At 73.5% G+C, this 15,504-nt stretch carries 14 protein-coding genes; 10 read left to right on the top strand and 4 right to left on the bottom strand.

Annotated elements, in window-relative coordinates:
- Window positions 1-110: 110 nt before the first annotated feature.
- Window positions 111-1,517, bottom strand: coding sequence for a dihydrolipoyl dehydrogenase (gene lpdA, locus AB0O09_RS10420; RefSeq protein ID WP_363541115.1), 1,407 nt, complete (start codon window positions 1,515-1,517; stop codon window positions 111-113).
- A gap of 155 nt (window positions 1,518-1,672) precedes the next feature.
- Between lpdA and AB0O09_RS10415 the strand changes: the two genes are divergently transcribed.
- On the top strand, window positions 1,673-3,796 hold the full coding sequence (locus AB0O09_RS10415) for an MMPL family transporter (protein WP_363541114.1): 2,124 nt from the start codon (window positions 1,673-1,675) through the stop codon (window positions 3,794-3,796).
- Between the two features lie 87 nt (window positions 3,797-3,883).
- Here the strand turns inward: AB0O09_RS10415 and AB0O09_RS10410 are convergent, their stop codons facing one another.
- On the bottom strand, window positions 3,884-5,509 hold the full coding sequence (locus tag AB0O09_RS10410; RefSeq protein ID WP_363541113.1) for an FAD-dependent monooxygenase: 1,626 nt from the start codon (window positions 5,507-5,509) through the stop codon (window positions 3,884-3,886).
- Window positions 5,510-5,834: 325 nt separating this feature from the next.
- Here AB0O09_RS10410 and AB0O09_RS10405 point away from each other — a divergent pair, with 325 nt between their 5' ends.
- The 7 genes from AB0O09_RS10405 to AB0O09_RS10375 all read left to right on the top strand — a co-directional run bounded on the left by AB0O09_RS10405 (window position 5,835) and on the right by AB0O09_RS10375 (window position 11,010).
- Window positions 5,835-6,932 (top strand): SchA/CurD-like domain-containing protein, encoded by a 1,098-nt coding sequence (locus AB0O09_RS10405; protein WP_344621548.1) that lies wholly within the window; start codon window positions 5,835-5,837, stop codon window positions 6,930-6,932.
- A gap of 71 nt (window positions 6,933-7,003) precedes the next feature.
- The gene (locus tag AB0O09_RS10400; RefSeq protein WP_344621549.1) at window positions 7,004-7,423 is read left to right on the top strand and encodes a cupin domain-containing protein; all 420 of its coding nucleotides are present in this window, start codon (window positions 7,004-7,006) and stop codon (window positions 7,421-7,423) included.
- On the top strand, window positions 7,420-8,685 hold the full coding sequence (locus tag AB0O09_RS10395) for a beta-ketoacyl-[acyl-carrier-protein] synthase family protein (RefSeq protein WP_363541112.1): 1,266 nt from the start codon (window positions 7,420-7,422) through the stop codon (window positions 8,683-8,685). The genes AB0O09_RS10400 and AB0O09_RS10395 overlap by 4 nt, the downstream gene beginning before the upstream one ends.
- On the top strand, window positions 8,682-9,923 hold the full coding sequence (locus tag AB0O09_RS10390; protein WP_363541111.1) for a beta-ketoacyl synthase N-terminal-like domain-containing protein: 1,242 nt from the start codon (window positions 8,682-8,684) through the stop codon (window positions 9,921-9,923). The genes AB0O09_RS10395 and AB0O09_RS10390 overlap by 4 nt, the downstream gene beginning before the upstream one ends.
- A 37-nt stretch (window positions 9,924-9,960) precedes the next feature.
- Window positions 9,961-10,215, top strand: a complete 255-nt coding sequence (locus AB0O09_RS10385; RefSeq protein WP_030265077.1) for an acyl carrier protein — start codon at window positions 9,961-9,963, stop codon at window positions 10,213-10,215.
- Window positions 10,216-10,219: 4 nt separating this feature from the next.
- Window positions 10,220-10,675: an SRPBCC family protein gene (locus AB0O09_RS10380; protein WP_363541110.1), complete on the top strand. Its 456-nt coding sequence runs from the start codon at window positions 10,220-10,222 to the stop codon at window positions 10,673-10,675.
- The gene (locus tag AB0O09_RS10375; protein ID WP_344621553.1) at window positions 10,672-11,010 is read left to right on the top strand and encodes a TcmI family type II polyketide cyclase; all 339 of its coding nucleotides are present in this window, start codon (window positions 10,672-10,674) and stop codon (window positions 11,008-11,010) included. The genes AB0O09_RS10380 and AB0O09_RS10375 overlap by 4 nt, the downstream gene beginning before the upstream one ends.
- 193 nt (window positions 11,011-11,203) lie before the next feature.
- Here AB0O09_RS10375 and AB0O09_RS10370 read toward each other — a convergent pair whose 3' ends face one another.
- Together AB0O09_RS10370 and AB0O09_RS10365 are read right to left on the bottom strand one after the other, a co-directional pair.
- Window positions 11,204-12,241, bottom strand: coding sequence for a methyltransferase (locus AB0O09_RS10370; RefSeq protein WP_363541109.1), 1,038 nt, complete (start codon window positions 12,239-12,241; stop codon window positions 11,204-11,206).
- 80 nt (window positions 12,242-12,321) lie between these two features.
- Window positions 12,322-13,383: a right-handed parallel beta-helix repeat-containing protein gene (locus tag AB0O09_RS10365; RefSeq protein WP_363541108.1), complete on the bottom strand. Its 1,062-nt coding sequence runs from the start codon at window positions 13,381-13,383 to the stop codon at window positions 12,322-12,324.
- 764 nt (window positions 13,384-14,147) lie between these two features.
- On the opposite strand from AB0O09_RS10365, the gene AB0O09_RS10360 reads away from it, so the two are divergent.
- Window positions 14,148-14,942, top strand: a complete 795-nt coding sequence (locus AB0O09_RS10360; protein WP_363541107.1) for a hypothetical protein — start codon at window positions 14,148-14,150, stop codon at window positions 14,940-14,942.
- On the top strand, window positions 14,943-15,470 hold the full coding sequence (locus AB0O09_RS10355; RefSeq protein WP_363541106.1) for a cysteine/serine endopeptidase inhibitor: 528 nt from the start codon (window positions 14,943-14,945) through the stop codon (window positions 15,468-15,470).
- Window positions 15,471-15,504: the final 34 nt, after the last annotated feature.

Genomic DNA, 15,504 nt, shown 5'->3' with positions numbered 1-15,504 from the left:
CGGGCGCCGCCGGCGCCCGTCGGGGCCCAGGGTACGGGCTGCGGCAGCGGCCGGCGGTGGCGACCCGGTGGGCCGTCACCGCCGGCCGCGGGGAGTGCCGCGGCGGCCGATCAGAAGTTGATCATGTGCCCGGCGAGGCCGTGCACGGCCTCCTTGACCGCCTCGCCCAGCGTCGGGTGCGCGTGCACGTTGCGGGCGACCTCGTGCACCGTCAGGTCCCACTGCTGGGCCAGGGTCAGCTCCGGCAGCAGCTCGGTGACCTCGGGGCCGATCAGGTGGGCGCCGAGCAGCTCGCCGTACTTGTTGTCGCTGATCAGCTTGACGAAGCCGGCCGCGTCGCCGAGGCCGTGCGCCTTGCCGTTCGCGGTGAAGGGGAACTTCACCACCTTGACGTCGTAGCCCTGCTCGCGGGCCTGCGCCTCCGTCCAGCCGAAGCTGGCGATCTGCGGCTGGCAGTACGTGGCGCGCGGGATCATCACGAAGTCGAGCTCCATGGTCTCCGCGCCCGCGATGGTCTCCGCCGCGATGACGCCCATCGACTCCGCCGCGTGCGCCAGCATCAGCTTGGCGGTGACGTCGCCGATCGCGTAGATGTGCGGCACGTTGGTGCGGCTGCGGCCGTCCACGGCGATCGCGCCGCGCTCGGTCAGCTGCACACCCGTGACCTCCAGGCCGTAGCCCTGGGTGCGCGGCGCGAAGCCGATCGCCTGGAGCACCTTGTCGGCCTCCAGCACCTTCTGCGCGCCGTTCTGGGTGACGGTCACCCGGACCTTGGCGTTCGGGTCCGAGTCGTCGATCGCGTCGACCCGGGTCGACGTCAGCACCTCGATGCCGAGCCGCTTGTACCGCTTCGCCAGCTCCGCCGAGACGTCCGCGTCCTCCAGCGGCACCATCCGGTCCAGGAACTCGACGATCGTCACCTTCACGCCGTAGTTGTGCAGCACGTACGCGAACTCGACGCCGATCGCGCCGGCACCCGCGATGACGATGCTCTCCGGCAGGGTGTCGGTGAGGATCTGCTCCTCGTAGGTCACCACCCGGTCGCTCAGCGAGGTGCCCGGCAGCAGCCGCGTGGTGGCGCCCGCCGCGATGATGCAGTGGTCGAACGTCACCGTCTCGACGCCGCCCGCGGTCAGCGAGACCTGCAGGGTGCGGTCGTCGACGAAGGTGCCCCAACCGTCGAACTCGGTGATGCCGTTCTTCTTCGTCAGGTAGTGGATGCCGGCCACCCGGCCCTCCGCGACCTTGCGGCTGCGCAGGAACGCCTCGCGGTAGTCGAAGCTGACGCTGCCCTCGACCTTGATGCCGAAGGTCTTGGCCTCCTTGGTGAAGATGTGCGCCAGCTCGGCGTTGCGCAGCAGCGCCTTCGAGGGGATGCAGCCGACGTTCAGGCAGACGCCGCCCCAGTACTTGGTCTCGATGACCGCCGTGCGAAGCCCGAGCTGCGCGGACCGGACCGCGGCGGTGTAGCCGCCCGGGCCGGCACCCAGGACCACGACGTCGAAGTGTGAGCTCATGAGCCACACGATAGACCTCGCCGGCGCGCCACGGGCGGGCCGGTGCCGGCCGCCCGATCCGTCACCGGCCGCCCTCCGGTGGCATGCTGGGAGAGGCCGTGCGCCCCGCCGGACGGGGGCACCGGAGCAGCCGAGGGCCCGCAAGGGGGTACCCGATGAGCCCGTCCGCAAGGCTTGCCGCACTGCCGTGCGGCCGGCGCGCCAAGTGGGTGGTGCTGGCGTTCTGGCTGGTGCTGCTGATCGTCGCCGTGCCGCTGGCCGGCAAGCTCACCGACGCCGAGGACAACGAGGCCAGCAGCTGGCTGCCCGGCAACGCCGAGTCCACCCAGGTGCTGAACGAACAGCGCGCCTTCTTCCCCGTCGACATCGCCCGGGCCGTGGTCGTCTACCAGAACGACAACGGCATCACCCCGGCCAACAAGGCCGAGGCGGTCAGGGACGCCGCGGCCTTCGCCGGCGCCCCGCACGTCCGCGGACCGGTGGTCGGACCGCAGGTCTCCGCCGACGGCAAGGCCATGCAGACCGTGGTGCCCGTCGACATCAGCACCGGCGGCTGGAAGGACCTGCAACCCGCCGTCGACAGCCTGCGCGCCACCGCCGCCGAGAACAGCGACGGCATGACCACGCACGTCACCGGCCCGGCCGGCGTCGGCGCCGACCAGGCCGAGGCCTTCGCCGGCATCGACAGCACCCTGCTCTTCGCCACCATCACCGTGGTGATCGTGCTGCTGCTGCTCACCTACCGCAGCCCGGTGCTCTGGCTGCTGCCGCTGCTGTCCGCCGGCGCCGCCCTGATCGTCGCCGAGGCCGTCATCTACGTGCTGGCCGCGCACGCCGGCCTCACCGTCAACGCGCAGAGCGCCGGCATCCTGATCGTCCTCGTGCTCGGCGCGGGCACCGACTACGCCCTGCTGCTCACCGCCCGTTACCGGGAGGAACTGCGCCGCCACGAGGACCGCCACGAAGCGATGGCGTTCGCCCTGCACCGGGCCGGCCCGGCCATCCTGGCCAGTTCGGTCACCGTGGTCGCCTCGATGCTCTGCCTGCTGGTCGCCGAGATGAACTCCACCAGCGGCCTCGGCCCGGTCTGCGCGATCGGCGTGCTCGTCGCGCTCGGTGCCATGCTCACCCTGCTGCCCGCCGCCCTGGTGATCGTCGGCCGCTGGGTGTTCTGGCCGGTCCGCCCCGCGTACGGCACCCCCGAGCCCACCAGGACCGGCCGCTGGGCGCACATCGGCGCCTGGATCGGCCGCCGCCCCCGCAAGGTCTGGACGGGCACCGCCCTGGCGCTCGCCATCTGCAGCCTCGGCCTGATCGCGCTGAACGCCACCGGGCTCTCCACCGCCGGCACCTTCACCGGCAAACCGGACTCCGTGGTCGGCCAGCAGGTCCTCGCCGAGCACTTCCCCGGCGGCACCGGAGCACCGCTCACCATCGTGAGCACCGCCGCCTCCGGGGAACGCGTCCGGACCGTCACCACCTCCACCGAGGGCATCGCCGGCGCCACCCCCGTGCTTGCCAAGAACGGCCAGGCGCTCTTCCAGGCCACCCTCACCGACCCGCCGGACAGCCAGGCCGCCAAGGACACCGTCGACCGGGTCCGGGCCAACGTCCACGCCCTGCCGGAGGCCGACGCCAAGGTCGGCGGCAACACCGCGGTCGTCCTCGACGCCGGGCGCGCCGCCGGCAACGACAACCGGGTGATCATCCCGCTGGTGCTGGTCGTGGTGCTGGCCGTGCTGGCGATCCTGCTGCGGGCCGTGGTCGCCCCGCTGGTGCTGATCGGCACGGTGGTGCTCTCCTACACCGCCGCGCTCGGCATCAGCGCCTTCGTCTTCACGCACGGCTTCCACTTCGAGGGCGAGGACAACGCCTTCCCGCTGTTCGTCTTCGTCTTCCTGGTGGCGCTGGGCATCGACTACAACATCTTCCTGATGACCCGCGTCCGCGAGGAGTCGCTGCACCGCGGCACCAGAGCCGGCGCGGTCGCCGGCCTGGCCGCCACCGGCGGCGTCATCACCTCGGCCGGCCTGATCCTCGCCGCCACCTTCGGCGTCCTCGGCACCCTGCCCATCGTGGGCTTCGCCGAGATCGGCTTCGCGGTCGCCCTCGGCGTCCTGCTGGACACCCTGGTCGTCCGCTCCGTCCTCGTCACCGCCCTCACCATGGACCTCGACCGCCACATGTGGTGGCCCAGCCCCCTCAGCCGCAGATCCACCCCCACAGGGGAAGGCCAACCCGTAGGGGCGCGGGGAACTGCGCAACCCGGAAGCGGGTGACCACCCAGGTCGGGCGCTGCGAAACCAGGGGCGCGTGGGGGCACCTCCCGGCCCCACGCGCCCCTGTGGTGCTGCTCCGGGCGCCTGCTACTGCTCCAGGGCGAGCACCTCGCGGAGGGCCGCGGTCAGGACGGCCTCCGGGTCGCCGACCGGGCCGGTGGAGCGCCAGGCCACGAAGCCGTCCGGGCGGACGAGCACCGCGCCGTCGGCCCCGACCCCGTACGTGCCGGCCCAGTCGGTGCCCTCCTCGGGCTCCAACTCCAGTTCGGTGCCGACCCGGTAGCCCGTCAGCGGGACACCGAGCCGCTTCGCTGCGAGCTCGCCCGCCTCGTGCCAGGCGTCCGCCGCCGGCCCGGCCAGCAGCACCGGCACCGTCTCGAACAGGTCCAGCGTGGAGACCCGCACCCCGGCCCGGCGCACCCACACGTGCGGCGCCCGGCCGCCCGGCGAACCGTCCGCCGCGAGCTTCTCCGGCACCGCCGGGCCGTCCGCGTCGGCACCGACCACCGCACCCAGCGGGTACCGGTAGCCCAGCACCACCGACAGCACGTTGTTCTGCCGTCCGGTGCCCGGTGACACGTCGTAGCCCGGGTGCTTGTGCTCCGCGGAGCGGGCCGTCGCCCGGGCGGCGGTCGCCTCCGCGACCGGCCGGCGCTCCCGCCCGTACGACTGCAGCAGCCGCGGCCCGGCCCAGCCGCCGAGCACCGCCGCGAGCTTCCACGCCAGGTTGTGCGCGTCCTGGATGCCGGTGTTGGAGCCGAACGCACCCGTCGGCGACATCTCGTGCGCCGAGTCGCCCGCCAGGAAGACCCGGCCGACCGAGTACCGCTCCGCCACCCGCTGCGCCGCGTGCCAGGGAGCCCGGCCGGTGACCTCCACGTCGAGGTCCGGCACCCCGGCGGCCGCGCGGATCGCCGCCGCGCACCGGGCGTCGGTGAACTCCTCCAGCGCCTCGCCGTTCTCCGGGTGCCACGGCGCGTGGAAGACCCAGTGCTCGCGGTTGTCGACCGGCAGCAGCGCGCCCGCACCCCGAGGGTCGGTCAGGTAGCAGGCGATGAACCGCCGTTCGCCGACCACGTCGGCGAGCCCCTTCGACCGGAAGGTGATGCTGACGTTGTGGAAGAGGTCGCCGGGACCGGTCTGACCGATGCCGAGCGCCTCCCGGATCGGGCTGCGCGGGCCGTCCGCGGCCACCAGGTACTGCGCCCGGACGGTCTCCTCCTCGCCCGTCTCCCGGTTGCGGATCAGCGCCGTCACCCCGTCGGCGTCCTGCTCGAAGGAGACCAGCTGCGTCCCGAAGCGGATGTCACCGGTCAGCCGGCGGGCGTACTCCAGCAGCACCGGCTCCAGGTCGTTCTGGCTGCACAGGCACCAGCCGGTCGGGCTGAACCTCTTCAGTGCGCCGCCCGGGTCGATCTCCTTGAACAGCCACTCCTGGTCGTCGCCCGAGAGGGTGTCGGCCTGCAGGATGCCGTGGTTCTCCGCCAGCACCGAGGCGGCCTCCTTGACGGCGGACTCCACGCCCGCCACCCGGAACAGCTCCATCGTCCGCACGTTGTTGCCGCGTCCGCGCGGATGGTGCGAGGTGGCCGCGTGCTTCTCCACCAGCAGGTGCGGCACCCCCAGCCTTCCCAGGAACAGCGAGGTGGACAGCCCCACCAGGGAGCCGCCCACGATCAGGACGGGCAGCCGGCCGTCGGCGGTTGGGTTCATCTGTGACTCCAGTCGTTCGAAGGGCCCGACACCCAATGTCCCTGTCATTCGTCCGTGCCCGCGCGGCCGGTTGCGCCCATGGCCGCGCCTTTTCGCTCGGATGGGTTCCTGCCCTCGCAGGATCGGTGACGGACCGCCACGATCGAGCTCAGTCCTCGTGACCGGACCATGCCCGGCCGCCCTCGGCGGCACCGGGCCGGGCACGCGACCGCACCGGCCGAACCCCGCCTCCGCGGGCCGCAGGCCGACCCCCACACCCGCCGCCAGCGGCCGCCGTTCCACCACGACCGCGCGACGACACGTCCCTTCGAGCAGACGAGTGATGATGACGACCCTCACCGAACCCGTGACCGACGCCCACCCTGCCGCCCTCGCCGTCCCCCGCCTGCGCGTCGTCCTCATGTGCGACGTCATGGACGGCGCCCAGGAGAAGTTCCTGACGGCCTATGAGCAGCTGCGCCACCAGGTCGCCGCCGTTCCCGGCCACGTGAGCGACCAGCTCTGCCAGTCCATCGAGGACCCCTCCCAGTGGCTGATCACCAGCGAGTGGGAGAGCGCCCAGCCCTTCCTCTCCTGGGTCGACAGCGAGGCCCACCGCGAGATGGTCAAGCCGCTGCACGGCTGCGTCCGCGACACCCGCTCGCTGCGGTTCAGCATCATGCGGGAGACCGCCGGCGACCACACCTACGACTTCGCGGCGCCGGTCTCCGACGGCATCGTCCGACACGCCCTCACCTTCACGGTGAAGCCCGGCACCGAGAAGAAGGTCGCCGGGATCCTCGCCGGCTACACCTCGCCCAAGGCCCAGGTGGACGAGCGCACCCGGCTGCTGCGCACCTCGCTCTTCATGCAGGGCAACCGGGTCGTCCGCGCGGTCGAGGTGGCCGGCGACCTCGGCGCGGCGCTGCGGCACGTCGCCCAGCAGCCCGAGGTGCGGGCCGTCGAGGAGGCCATCAACCCCTACCTGGAGGAGGCCCGGGACCTCGGCAACCCGGAGTCCGCCCGCGCCTTCTTCATGCGCGCCGCACTGCCCGCGGTGCACCGCGTCGCCGCCCCCGACGCGCCGACCGCGCCCGTCCGCCGGTACGCGCTGCGCTACCCGGTGAAGACCGGATGCGGCAGCTCGGTCGTCGGCCTGTTGGCCCGTCAGGACCGCCAGGTCGTCGAGGAGGGCTCGCCGCTCGTCGCGAGCACCCTCTTCCACCGCGACGACGTGGTCGTCCGCGTCATCGACTTCGCCGGGCCGGCCGACGCCGACCCCGCCACCGCCCTCGGCATCGCCGGACCGCGCGCGGCCGGCGTGCTGGCCCGCCTGCTGGAGCTCGACGAGCACCACGACCTGCGGACCTCCGCGGGCATCGGCCGCTTCCTCGCCGACTGCACCATGCAGCCCGTCACCGACCGCTCCTCCCAGGACGCCTGAGCGTCCACGCACCGGGGCGGCCAGCCCGCCCCCGGCCCCCATCCCTGCAAAGCCTTCTGGAGGCAGCAACCATGACCACCAAGTTCCCACGCATCGTGCACGTCGACGACGCGCCGCCGAACACCCGACGCGGCGGCGACCTGCGCGCCATGCTCACCCCGACGACGGTGGGAGCCACCAGCGGCTTCATGGGAATGGCGATCGTGCAGCCCGGCGACCGGATCGCCGAGCACTACCACCCGTACTCCGAGGAGTTCGTGCTGGTGGTCAGGGGCGAGCTGGAGGTCGACCTCGACGGGGAGCCGTTCCGGCTCAGCCCCGACAACGGCCTGCTGATCCCGATGAACGTGCGCCACCGGTTCCGCAACGTCGGATCCACCGAGGCCCGCCTGGTCTTCCACCTCGGCCCGCTCGCCCCGCGGCCCGAGCTCGGCCACGTCGACACCGAGGAGACCCCGGCGCCGCCGGAACCGGCCGAGGCCGTCTCATGACACGGCGGGTGGTGGTCACCGGTCTCGGTGTCGTCGCGCCCGGCGGCGTCGGGGTCCCCGCGTTCTGGGACCTCCTCACCGCCGGCCGCACCGCGACCCGCGGGATCACCTTCTTCGACCCGGCCGGATTCCGCTCCCGGATCGCCGGCGAGTGCGACTTCGACCCGTACGCGGCCGGCCTGGACGCCGAGGAGGTGGCTCGCTCGGACCGGTACATCCAGTTCGCGCTGGCCGCCGCCGCGGAGGCCGTCCGCGACGCCGGGCTCGACCTCGGCGCCGAGGACCCCTGGCGGATCGGAGTCTCCCTCGGCACCGCCGTCGGCGGCACCACCCGGCTGGAGCACGACTACGTCGGCGTCAGCGCGAACGGCGCCCGGTGGGACGTCGACCACCGCGGCGCCGCGCCGCACCTGCAGCGGGCCTTCACCCCCGCCACGCTCGCCTCCGCGGTCGCCGAGCGCACCGGCGCGCACGGCCCGGTGCAGACGGTCTCCACCGGCTGCACCTCCGGGCTGGACGCCGTCGGCTACGCCCTGCAGGCCGTCGAGGACGGGCGGGTCGACGTCTGCATCGCCGGCGCCTCCGACTCGCCGATCTCCCCGATCACCGTCGCCTGCTTCGACGCCATCAAGGCGACCTCGGCGCGCAACGACGACCCGGAGCACGCCTCCCGGCCGTTCGACGCCAGCCGGGACGGCTTCGTCCTCGGCGAGGGCGGCGCCGTGCTGCTGCTGGAGGAGTACGAGCACGCCAAGCGGCGCGGCGCCCGGATCATCTGCGAACTCGGCGGCTTCGCCACCTTCGGCAACGCCTACCACATGACCGGTCTCACCCAGGAGGGCCGGGAGATGTCGGAGGCGATCGACCGGGCCCTCGACCACGCCCGAGTGAACGCCTCCGACGTCGACTACGTCAACGCGCACGGCTCAGGCACCAAGCAGAACGACCGGCACGAGACCGCCGCCGTCAAGCGCTCGCTCGGCGCCCACGCGTACGAGACGCCGATGAGTTCCATCAAGTCGATGGTCGGGCACTCGCTCGGCGCCATCGGCGCGATCGAACTGGTCGCCTGCGCCCTGGCGTTGAAGCACGGCGTCGTCCCGCCCACCGCCAACTACGAGACCCCGGACCCGGAGTGCGACCTGGACTACGTCCCGAGGACGGCCCGGGAGCTGCCGCTGCGGCACGTGCTCTCGGTCGGCAGCGGCTTCGGCGGCTTCCAGTCCGCGGTCGTGCTCAGCAGAGAGGGGGCACGGACATGACGTCCGACCCGCCCGACCGGCGGACGGTGGTGACCGGCATCGGGGTGATCGCACCCAACGGTGTCGGCACCGACGACTTCTGGAAGGCCACCCGCGAGGGCGCCAGCGTGCTCGGCCCGATCACCCGCGAGGGCTGCGGGCAGATGCCGCTGCGCGTCGCCGGACAGGTCGGCGGCTTCGACGCCGAGGCCGCCGTCGAGGGCCGCTACCTCGTCCAGACCGACCGGTTCACGCACTACGCGATGGCGGCCGCCGACCTCGCCCTGGAGGACGCGCGGCTGCGGCCCGACGAGAACTCGCCGTTCGCCACCGGCGTCGTCACCGCGGCCGGCTCCGGCGGCGGCGAGTTCGGCCAGCGCGAGCTGCAGAACCTGTGGGGCCAGGGCCCCCGGTTCGTCGGCCCGTACCAGTCGATCGCCTGGTTCTACGCCGCCAGCACCGGCCAGATCTCCATCCGCGGCGGCTTCAAGGGGCCCTGCGCCGTGGTGGCCAGCGACGAGGCCGGCGGCCTCGACGCGCTGGCGCACGCGGCGCGCACCATAACCAGGGGCGCGGACGCGGTCGTGGTCGGCGGTGCGGAGGCACCGCTGGCGCCGTACTCGATGGTCTGCCAGCTCGGCTACCCCGAGCTCAGCCTCGGCGACGACCCCTCCACCGCCTACCTGCCGTTCAGCCCGGAGGCGAGCGGGTTCGTACCGGCCGAGGGCGGCGCCATGTTCGTCCTGGAGGACGAACGGGCCGCCCGCCGGCGCGGAGCCCGGATCCGGGCCGAACTCGCCGGACACGCCGCCACCTTCACCGGGGCGTCGCGCTGGGCCGAGTCCCGCGAGGGCCTCGCGCACGCGATCCGCGCCGCCCTGGAACAGGCCCGCTGCGCCCCCGACGAGGTCGACGTGGTCTTCGCCGACGCCCTCGGCGTCCCGGAGGCCGACCACGCCGAGGCACTGGCCCTCGCCGACGTGCTCGGCGAGCACGCCTCCCGGGTGCCCGTCACGGCACCCAAGGCCGGCACCGGACGCGCCTACTGCGGCGCCCCGCTGCTGGACGCCGCGGCGGCCGTGCTCGCCATGGAACAGGGCTTCGTCCCGCCCACGCCGAACGTCACCGGCACGGCGTACGACCTCGACCTGGTCTGCGGCTACGGCCGCACCGCCCAGCTGCGCACCGCCCTGGTGCTCAGCCGCGGACTGATGGGCTCCAACGCGGCCCTGGTGCTGCGTGCCGGCCGGCCGTCCTGACCGGCTGCCGGATGCCCCCGACCCACAGGAGACACCGATGACCCACGTCCTCACGTACGACGAGCTGGCCGCCCTGATCAAGGGCCGGGCCGGCATCGGCGTCGACCCGCTCGACCTGGAGCGCCCCGGCGCGACCTTCGAGGAGTTCGGCGTCGACTCGCTCGCGCTGCTCGGCATCGTCGGCGAGCTGGAGAACACCTACGCCACCCCCATCACCCCCGGCGCGGAGATGTCCAAGACCCCGCAGGACTTCCTCGACGCCGTCAACGCCTCTGCCACGACGGGAGCCTGACCCCATGCCCGGCCACACGGACAACGAGATCCTCATCAACGCCCCCCTCGACCTCGTCTGGGACGTCACCAACGACCTGGAGGGCTGGCCCCAGCTGTTCAGCGAGTACGCGACCGTCGAGGTGCTCGACCGCGAGGGCCCGAAGACGACCTTCCGGCTGACCATGCACCCCGACGAGAACGGCACCGTCTGGAGCTGGGTCTCCGAGCGGGAGACCGACCGGCAGGGGCTGACCGTCCGGGCCCGCCGCGTCGAGCCCGGTCCCTTCGAGTTCATGAACATCCGGTGGGAGTACACCGAGCACCCCGGCGGCACCCTGATGCGCTGGATCCAGGACTTCGCGATGAAGCCCACCGCACCGGTCGACGACCACGGCATGACCAACCACATCAACCGCAACTCGCGGATCCAGATGGAACTCATCAAGGAGAAGGTCGAACTGCGGGCGGGCGTGCGGTGAGCGGGACGTACCGCTCGCTCATCGTCGCCCGGATGCGGCCCGGCTCCGGCGACGACATCGCGGGCATCTTCGCCGACTCCGACCGCGGTGAACTGCCGCACCTGATCGGGGTCACCGGCCGCAGCCTGTTCCAGTTCGAGGACCTCTACCTGCACCTCATCGAGGCGGACCGGCCGCCCGGGCCCTCGGTCGCCCAGCACGTGAAGCACCCCGAGTTCCAGCTCGTCAGCGACCGGCTCACCGCGCACGTCCAGGCGTACGACCCGGCCACCTGGCGGGAGCCGAAGGACGCGATGGCGCGCGAGTTCTACCGGTGGGAGCGGCCCTCGGGCTGATCCACCGCGAACGCCGGGGCGCCGACCGATCACCATCGGGCCGGCGCCCTGGCGTTGCCGCGTCCGCCGGCCGGTGCCCGCTGCCCGCTGCCCGCAGGCCGGTGCCCGGTCCCGGTGCAGGGACCGGTGCAGGGCGCACGCCGAGGCCCGCCGGCGGGGTGCCGGCGGGCCTCGGGGGAGGGGGCGGAGCGCGTCAGCCCCCGACGACGCTCTCGAAGGCGTGCAGGTACGGGTTGACCGGGCGGACCTCGTCGACCCGCAGGCCGGCCTCGGACATCAGGCCCAGCATGCTCTCCCGGGTGTGCTTGGCACCGCCGACGTTGAGCAGCAGCAGCAGGTCCATCGCGGTGGTGAAGCGCATCGAGGGGCTGTCGTCGACCAGGTTCTCGACCACCACCACCCGGGCGCCCGGGCGGGCCGCACCCACCACGTTCGCCAGCGTGCGGCGGGTGGACTCGTCGTCCCACTCGAGGATGTTCTTGATCAGGTAGAGGTCGGCCTGCACCGGGATGTCCACCCGGCAGTCGCCCGGCACCAGGCGGGCCCGGTCGGCCAGCGCGCCGCCCGGCCGCAGCCGCGGATCGGCGTCCGCGACCACCTGCGGCAGGTCGAGCAGCGTGCCGTGCAGGTGCGGGTGCTTCTCCAGCAGCCCGGCCAGCGCGAGGCCCTGGCCGCCGCCGATGTCCACCACCGTGGAGACGCCCTCCAGGTTGTCCAGGAAGGCCACCAGGTCGGCGGCGGACTGCCGGCTGGAGCTGCTCATCGCCTTGTCGAAGACCTTCGCGGACTCGCCCGCGTCGTCGTGCAGGTACTGGAAGAACTCCTTGCCGAACATCTCGGGGAAGATGTTGCGGCCGGTGCGGACGGCCTCGTCCAGCCGGGGCCAGGCCTGCCACGTCCAGGGCTCGGTGCACCACAGCGAGATGTAGCGCAGGCTGTTGGGGGCGTCCTCGCGCAGCATCCGGGACATGTCGGTGTGCGCGAAGCGGTCGTCGTCCGTCTCCGTGAAGATCCCGTAGCTGGCGAGCGCCCGCATCAGCCGGCGCAGCGGCTTGGGCTCCACCTTCAGCTCGGCGGCCAGGTCGCGGACGGCCGTCGGGTTCTCGCCGAGCGCGTCGGCGACACCGAGCTGCGCCGCGGCGCGGATCGCCGCGGCGCAGGCGGCGCCGAAGACGAGCTCGCGCAGGCGCATCACCGCGGGCGGGGACGGGGACTGGGTGCTGGCGGACATGGAACCGCCTTTCGTACGGGGGCCGGGCGGCCCGGGGAGGAGGGTCTGCGGTCGGTGCGGGGAGTTGCTCGGGCGAGGGCTCAGCAGCGGCCGGCCGGCTCGGAGACGCCGCAGGTGTTGCGGGCGAAGGTGTTGCCGGTGCCCGTGTCGCGGTCGGCCAGGTCCGCGGGGCCGTTGTCGGCCAGTACGTTCCCGGTGACGCTGATCCGGTTGTTGGGCGTGCCGGTCACGCTCGGGAAGAGCACCACGCCGCCGGACATCGGCGAGTCGCCGCGGTTGCCCTCGATCTGGTTGCCGGACACCACGGAGTCCTCGGCGCCGGTGAAGAGGATGCCGGTGCCCTGGATGAAGGCCAGCCGCGGGTTCGGCGGGCAGTACTTGTTGTTCTCGTGGACGTAGTTGCGGTTGACGCTGATCGCGCCCGGCTTGGGCGAGCCCTCGTCGCCGACCACGAAGACGCCGCCGCAGTTGCCGCTGATGTCGTTGGCGTCCACCGCCAGCGTCCGGGCGCGCCGGACGACCACGCCGATCCGGTTGCCGGACAGCCGGTTGCCGCGGATCACGGTGCCCTGGGTGTCGATGGCACCGCCCTCGTGGGCGACCGAGTTGGCGAGGAAGATGCCCGCCTGCACGTTGTCGGCGGCCTCGTTGCCGGTCAGCGTGGCCCGGATCGACTTCTCCTGGCTGATGCCCTGGTTGCCGTTGTGGAAGGCGCCGACGTCCATGATCCGCAGGTGGTCGGTGTTGGAGGCGTCGATGCCGTTCATCCGGTAGCCGGAGACGGTCAGCGAGCCGATCCGGACGTTGTTCACCTTCTGGTCGTCCGTGCCGGCCACGCAGATGCCGTGGCCCGCCGTGGCGCAGGCGTTCCCGGTCTGCGCCGGGTCCGGGACGAGGACGGTCGACGGACCGACCCCACGCAGGGTGATGTCCGAACGGGTGATCAGCACGCTCTCGTGGTACGTGCCGGGCATCAGCTGGACGGTGCTGCCCGGGGCGGCCGCGTCGACCGCCTTCTGGATGGACTCGCCGGGGAAGACGGTGCGCATCGAGGACGCGGCCTGGGCGGGCGGGACCGCCCCCAGGCTCGCGACCAGGGCGGCGAGGCCGCCGGCGAGGTAGTGGGTCCGTCGCATGGACATGGAACTGGGGCCTGCTTTCGGGGGTACAAGGGTCGGGCGGGCGCCGGGATCGGCGCGCCCGGTGCGGGGGCGCGGGGCTGTGGAGTGTGGGGGTGCGGGGGTTCGCGCGGTGGGGGTCGTGGGGCCGCAGGGTGCCGTGGGGGACAAGGGGTGTGGGGTCGTGTGGAGGTGGCGCGCCGGGCGCGGGGGTGGAGGGCGTGGGGGCGTGGGGGCGTGGGGGAGCGCAGGGAGCCTCCGTCCCCCCGAAGCTAGGACCGCCCCTGGGGGCCCGCCACTCGGGTGGGCGGTTCGGTGACGATCCCTCACCTGACGGAGTGGCGCATGTGGCTGACCGTCACGCACACGGGCCCGCCCCGACCGTCCCCGCCGTTCCGGTCGGCGTCGCTCCGCGCAGCCGGGCGGGGCCGGCGGCGGAATGCCCGTTCCCGAAGGGCGGACACCCCGGAGGTCGGTCGGTGCGCAGCGCCGTACCGCGGAGGGTCGGCGGGCAGGGGCGTGCCACCGGGCCCCGTCCGGCCCCGGTGCCGACCGCGTCCCGGGTGAGGAGCCGGGCACCGGGCTGCGCACCGGCCGGCCGTGACCGGGGCAGCCCCGGTGCGGTGGCCCAGGGCCGATCGGGCGACCGCCGCGGAAGTTTCCGGAGGCCGTGCGGCGGCAGGGCGAGCGCGCCCCGCGGGGTGTCCGGACGGGGCGGCCGAAGGGCAGCCCCCGGGCACCGGTGCGACCATCGTGGGCAGGGGCGCGACCTTCGGAAGGTGCCGCTGATGCATGCCTCGCGGGCGACCGCCCGGCAGGACCGGTCCCACAGCAGGCCCACGGGCCGGCCCGTACGGGCGCGGCTGCTGGCCGCCCCGCTGCTCGCCCTGACCCTCGCGGGCACCGCCGCCTGCAGCGGGTCCGGCGGCGATCCCGCCCCGGCCTCCGCCCCGGCACCCGCCTCCTCCGGCAGCCCCACGGCCCCCGCGCCGCTGCCGACCTCCGAGGACCTCCGCAGCGCGCTGCTCACCACCGAGGACCTCGGCCCGGCCTTCGCCGAGACCCTCCCGGCCGACGGTGCCGAGGACCAGGGCACCAGCGGCTGCCCGCTGCTCACGGAGATCCTCAACGGGCAGGGCGAGCCGCGGCCCGGCGCCGTCCGCGAGCAGACCGAGTTCACCACCGCCGAGTCCAGCCCCTACCTCGGCGAGTCGCTGCTCACCGAGGAGCAGGGCGCGCTGGCGGACGACCACGCCAAGGTCGCCGAGGCGCTGCGCACCTGCGAGGCGCTCACCTTCACCGGCGACTCGACCTCCGTCACCTTCACCCTCACCCCGATACGCTTCGGCGGGCTGGCGACCACGGCGGTGCGGATGGACGGCGTCGTCGACGGGGTACTCCTCAACGGCTACCTGGCCGTGGAGCAGATCGGCCCGGCCGTCCTCACCTTCTGGTACTTCCAGGCCGGCGGGGCCTCCGCCCAACTCGCCGACGAGGTCTACCGCGCCGCTGCCGCCAAGGTCCTCCAGGTGCTGGTCGAGGGCGACGTGGCGAGCGGGTCGGCCGCGGCCGCCAGTATCTGAGTGGACGTCAATCCGGCCGGTCCGAACGGCAGGAGGCGGTGGACCGCCGTCGTCGTCAGCGCGGTGGTCGTCCCCGTCCTGGGTGCCGGAGCCACCGCGGGCGGCCTCCCGATCGGCCAGACCCGGACGGGCCGGGCGACCTGGTACGAGGACGCCGGCACCGGCGCCTGCGGAACGGCGGTCGACGCCGCGACCGAGGACCTCGCCGCCGTTCCCGCCGCCTGGTGGACGGCCGCCGACCCGAACGCCGACCCGCTCTGCGCGGGTGTCTCGGTGCAGGTCGACTACCGGGGGCGGACCATCACCGTCCCGGTCAAGGACCAGTGCCCCGGCTGCCCGGCCGAACAGCTCGACCTCAGCCGGCCCGCCTTCCAACGGCTCGCCGACCTCGGCCTCGGCGTCCTCGACGGGATCACCTGGAAGTTCGTCGACTCCGGCCGCGGCGGCGGTGGGGGTACCGGAGGTGCGCGGGAGTCCGGACACGTTCGCGAACTTCCGGCGGGGGCCGGTGCTCCGGCGGCAGGATGAGCGGAGAGACGGTTCCGATCACCACCGAGGAGAC

This window comes from Kitasatospora sp. NPDC093679, assembly GCF_040683455.1.
GTDB classification, from domain to species: Bacteria; Actinomycetota; Actinomycetes; order Streptomycetales; family Streptomycetaceae; genus Kitasatospora; species Kitasatospora arboriphila.
This window is presented reverse-complemented; position numbering and strand designations above follow the sequence as displayed.